Genomic DNA, 4,844 nt, shown 5'->3' on the forward strand with positions numbered 1-4,844 from the left:
ATTGGAACGTCCGACCCAACTGCTCTTTCGTCTCGGGTTCCGCGGTGTCGAAGCGCTCTTCGATCTCTTCGTAGCGTTCGCGGGTCTCCTCGGTGACGCTCGGCGTCACTTCGCCCAGCGCCTCCTCGAAGTGCTCGGCCGTGATGCGGACGTTACCGACGCTCTCGCCGATGTCCTCGGGAGAGACGGTCGCGACGAACTCGCGGCTAGCGGCCATCGCGGCCTCGCGACAGACGGCTTCGATGTCGGCACCGACGTAGCCCTCGGTCTGAGCGGCGAGTTCCTCCAAGTCCACGTCGTCGGCGAGCGGTTTGTGCCGCGTGTGGACCTCAAAGATGGCGTGGCGAGCCTCCTCGTCCGGCACCGGCACGTGGACGTGGCGGTCCAAGCGACCCGGGCGCAGGAGCGCCGAGTCGATGAGGTCTGGGCGGTTCGAGGTGGCGATGACCACGACGTCCTCCAATTCTTCGAGGCCGTCGAGTTCGGTCAGCAGTTGCGAGACGACGCGCTCGCTGACCTGCGTGCCACCGCCGCCGTCGCGGCCGCGCTCCGTCGCGATGGAGTCGATCTCGTCGAAGAACACCACGGTTGGGGCGTTCTCACGGGCCTTGCTGAACACTTCACGCACGCCCTTCTCGGACTCACCGACCCACTTCGACAGCAGCTCGGGACCCTTGATCGAGATGAAGTTGCTGTCGCTCTCGTTGGCGACGGCCTTCGCCATCAGGGTTTTCCCGGTTCCCGGCGGCCCGTACATCAGGACGCCTTTCGCGGCCTGCATGTCGAGCGCCTGGAACACCTCGGGGTAGTCGAGCGGCCACTGGATGGTCTCGCGGAGGCGTTCCTTGGTGTTCTCCAAGCCACCCACGTCCTGCCACGTGACGTCGGGGACTTCGACGAACACCTCGCGGAGCGCCGAGGGTTCGATTCCCTTCAGCGACTCCTTGAAGTCCGCCTCCGTCACCTTCAGTGACTCCAGAACGTCCGCCGGAATCTCGTCCGAATCGAGGTCGAGTTCCGGACGGACGCGTCGGAGCGCGTTCATCGCGGCTTCACGGGCCAACGATTCGAGGTCGGCACCGACGAACCCGTGGGTGTTGTCCGCGTACTCCTCCAAGTCCACGCCGTCCGCGAGCGGCATTCCGCGGGTGTGAACCTGCAGGATTTCGAGCCGTCCGTCGCGGTCCGGCACGCCGATCTCGATCTCGCGGTCGAAGCGACCGCCACGGCGGAGCGCGGGATCGACAGCGTCCACGCGGTTGGTCGCCGCGATGACCGTGACTTCGCCGCGCTCCTCCAACCCATCCATCAGCGAGAGCAGTTGTGCGACGACGCGGCGTTCCACGTCCCCACCCGCCTCCTCACGCTTGGGTGCGATGGAGTCGAGTTCGTCGATGAAGATGATCGCGGGGGCGTTCTGTTCGGCCTCCTCGAACACCTCGCGCAGTTGCTCTTCGGATTCGCCGTAGTACTTCGACATGATCTCCGGGCCGGAAATCGTGCGGAAGTAGGCGTCGATCTCGTTGGCGACGGCCTTCGCCATCAGCGTCTTCCCGGTCCCCGGTGGGCCGTGGAGCAGAACGCCCTTCGGCGGGTCGATGCCGAGGCGGCTGAACAGCTCCGGATGGCGCATCGGGAGCTCGATCATCTCGCGAACCTGTTCGAGTTCGCGCTCTAGACCGCCGATGTCCTCGTAGGTCACGTCGGGTCGGGCTTGACCGCCCGCACCGCCGCTCGCCGCGATCTCCTCGGCTGGCCGTTCGCTGATCTGGATGTTCGTCGAATCGGTGACGACGACCGTTCCGTCGGGATCGGTCTCGGCGACTTTGAGCGGGATGGATTGACCGGAGCCCATGCCCATCAGGCCGAAGCCGAACGGGATCGCTTGGCCCTGTGTGATCGCTTGGCCGCTCAACTTGTCACGGATGTGCGGCGCGATGTTCCCGCGAATCTGGAGGTTCTGCGGGAGCGCGATCGTCACCCGGTTCGCGGGGCTTACGTCGGCCTTTTCGATGCTGACCTTGTCGTCGATGCCGACGCCGGCCTCCTGCCGAAGTTTCCCGTCGATGCGGATGATTCCGCGACCCTCGTCCTCGGGGTAGCCGGGCCATACTCGCGCGACTGCGCGACCTTGCCCACGCCCCTCGATGACAATGTAGTCGCCATTCTCGACGCCCAACTCGTCCATGGAGCGTCGGTCAACCGCCGCGAGTCCACGACCCGCGTCCTTTTGCTTGAGCGGCTTGACTGTCAGTTTCATTGTCCCACCTCGATAGTGAGGACACCATTGTTGATAAACGCTTGCGCGTCATCGGCCGACAGCTCTATCTCGGTCTGGAAACTGTCGCCGTCGCGCTCCACGACGACGATTGCCACGTCGCCCAGCACGTCCACAGATACGTCGGCCGTGCCGAAATCCGCGGCGATGAGCTCGCCGTCGTCGTAGTCGTAGCAACGGGCGATACTATCTTCCTGCTGTGATATGTGTTCGAGAGTCATCTTTAGCTAACCTTTGGTTAGGTACACAGGTATAAATAACTTTCGCTGATTACAGCCTTGCAGTACTGCGATTCTCGTTTGGAGGTACAAATGTGGTCCACATATTTTTATCCCCCATCTTGCTTTCGATCCGACCCGTCCACACTCGGACGCAACTCCGACATCGGACCCGTCTCTGACATCGAACACGCAACTTCGACATCGAACTTTATACTTCGTGCGCGAGAACGAATCGTATGGAGTCAGTCACGCATCAGGGTCGGGAGATTGCATACCGCGTCGTAGACCGAGGTGGCGACGGAAATCCGGTTCTGTTCGTCCACGGCAGTGGGGGAACACACGAGATTTGGAAGGCACAACTCGCTCGGCTCGCGTCCGAGTTTCCCGTCGTCGCGCTCGATTTGAGCGGCCACGGTGGCTCCGAGGACGTCGATTCCGATCCCGGTTGGGGTACTCTCTCCGCATACGCTGGCGACGTATTGGCGGTTGCAGAGGCGACAGACACCAAGACCCTCGTCGGTAACTCGCTCGGCGGTGCCGTCGTGATGCATCTGGTCCTCGAACGTGATTTCGAACCCGAAGCGCTCGTCCTCGCCGGAACCGGTGCACGGCTCTCCGTCCTGGACGACTTGCTCTCGTGGTTGGACGACGATTTCGACCGAGCGGTCGAATTCCTCCACGGGGGCGACCGGCTGTTTCACGACCCGGACGACCGATACGTCGAACTGTCGAAGGAGTCGATGTATACGGTCGGCCAGCGAGTGACGAGTCGTGATTTCCATTCCTGTCATACATTCGATGTTTGCGACGAGATTGACGGGATCGCCGCGCCGACGCTCGCCGTCGTCGGCGAATACGACATGCTCACGCCGCCGTGGTATCACGAATTCTTGGCCGAGAACGTGCAGGACGGCAGCTACGCGGAAATCGAGGGAGCGGCCCACCTCGCCATGCTCGAAACCCCCGACGCGTTCAACGAGACGGTCGTGGAGTTCCTCGATGGCGCGCGGTAGTCGTTAGTCGGACGTACCCGAAAAACCCGCGTACGACCCGAACGACATACTACCCGAACGAACCGCGTTCGTTCTCAAAACAGCTCTCGATTCGAAACCGGTTCAGTACACGCCGTCCAGTTCGTCCTCGACGTGACTGTGTTTCTTGCCGGGGAACTCCTCCGATTCGACCTCGTCCCGATACGCCGTAACCGCACGCTCCATCTCGCTTTTCACGTTGCCGAACTGCTTGGCGAATGGCGGACTCCACTCACCCAGTCCAATGACGTCGTTGATGACGAGGACTTGCCCGTCCGTGTCCGGGCCTGCCCCGATTCCGATGGTCGGGATGTCGAGTTCCGCGGTAATGGTCGCCGCGAGGTTCGATGGGATGTGTTCGAGGACGAGGGAGAACGCTCCCGCATCCTCGTGTCGTTTGGCGAGGTCGAGTATCTCGTCCGCCTCGTCCTGTGTGGTTCCCTGTCGAACGTGGCCCAACTGATTGACGCTCTGCGGTGTCAGACCGAGATGGGCCATCACCGGAACACCGAGGTTCGAAAGCGTCTCGGTCAGTTCGACGGTGTGGGGGCCGCTCTCGATTTTGATGGCGCTCGCACCCTCCTCTTTCAGCATTCGACCCGCGTTCTCGACTGCGGTCTTCTCGTCGTAGCCGAAGCCGAGGAACGGGAGGTCGGCGACGACGAGGGCGTCTTCAGTCGCCCGCACGACCGAGCCAGTTCGACTCGCAATCTCGTCCACCGTCACTGGAATCGTCGAGTCGTATCCCAGCACTGCGTTGCCCATGCTGTCTCCCACGAGTATCATGTCGATACCGGCCTCGTCTATAACGGCCGCGGTCGGCGCGTCGTAGGCCGTGAGCATCGTAATCGGCTCCTCGCCCGCCTTGGCGCGGATATCCCTCACCGTTGGCATACCTCGAACTCGTCGGTCCGACGGCTTAACCTGCCCGGTCGGGAACGTTCACCGGAATCCGACCTGATAACCCTTAAGGCGGCTCGGTTCCCGCGTTTAGCTGTGCCGGAACCAGTCGAAACCTACGAACCTGACGGCATCGACTACGGATGGGTGATGCAGATGACGTTCGTCACCACGATTACCATCGGTGCGCCACTCGTCGCACTTCTCGCGTTCGTCACCGGCGTCTCACTTCCGACGTGGAGTTCGCGCGCCTCCTTCGCCATCAGGATCGGTGCGATCGTATGGTTCGTCACCGCAATCGCCGTGTTTCTCTACGCTCGCGCCCATCAGACCCCCGAAACGTAATTTTAACCAAAGATATACAGTGATACGCATTTCCAAACGAAAAGGCGCTATTTTTGGGAAATTTAGGAT

At 61.9% G+C, this 4,844-nt stretch carries 5 protein-coding genes; 2 read left to right on the plus strand and 3 right to left on the minus strand.

What is annotated here, in order from left to right:
- A partial coding sequence (locus WBV42_RS20910) for a CDC48 family AAA ATPase (RefSeq protein ID WP_423987750.1) occupies window positions 1-2,260 on the minus strand: 2,260 nt, incomplete at its 3' end.
- Entirely contained in the window at window positions 2,257-2,499 is a 243-nt protein-coding gene (locus tag WBV42_RS20915) for a DUF7127 family protein (RefSeq protein WP_423987751.1), read from the minus strand. The genes WBV42_RS20915 and WBV42_RS20910, both read right to left, overlap by 4 nt.
- Before the next feature lie 236 nt (window positions 2,500-2,735).
- Here WBV42_RS20915 and WBV42_RS20920 point away from each other — a divergent pair, with 236 nt between their 5' ends.
- Window positions 2,736-3,512, plus strand: coding sequence for an alpha/beta fold hydrolase (locus tag WBV42_RS20920; protein WP_423987752.1), 777 nt, complete (start codon window positions 2,736-2,738; stop codon window positions 3,510-3,512).
- 102 nt (window positions 3,513-3,614) lie between these two features.
- Here WBV42_RS20920 and panB read toward each other — a convergent pair whose 3' ends face one another.
- Window positions 3,615-4,424 carry a 3-methyl-2-oxobutanoate hydroxymethyltransferase gene (gene panB, locus WBV42_RS20925; protein ID WP_423987753.1) on the minus strand — a complete coding sequence of 270 codons (810 nt, stop codon included), beginning with the start codon at window positions 4,422-4,424 and terminating at the stop codon, window positions 3,615-3,617.
- A gap of 102 nt (window positions 4,425-4,526) precedes the next feature.
- Here panB and WBV42_RS20930 point away from each other — a divergent pair, with 102 nt between their 5' ends.
- Window positions 4,527-4,775, plus strand: a complete 249-nt coding sequence (locus WBV42_RS20930; protein WP_423987754.1) for a DUF5822 domain-containing protein — start codon at window positions 4,527-4,529, stop codon at window positions 4,773-4,775.
- Window positions 4,776-4,844: the final 69 nt, after the last annotated feature.

This window comes from Haladaptatus sp. (assembly GCF_049589095.1).
Taxonomy (GTDB): domain Archaea; phylum Halobacteriota; class Halobacteria; order Halobacteriales; family Haladaptataceae; genus Haladaptatus.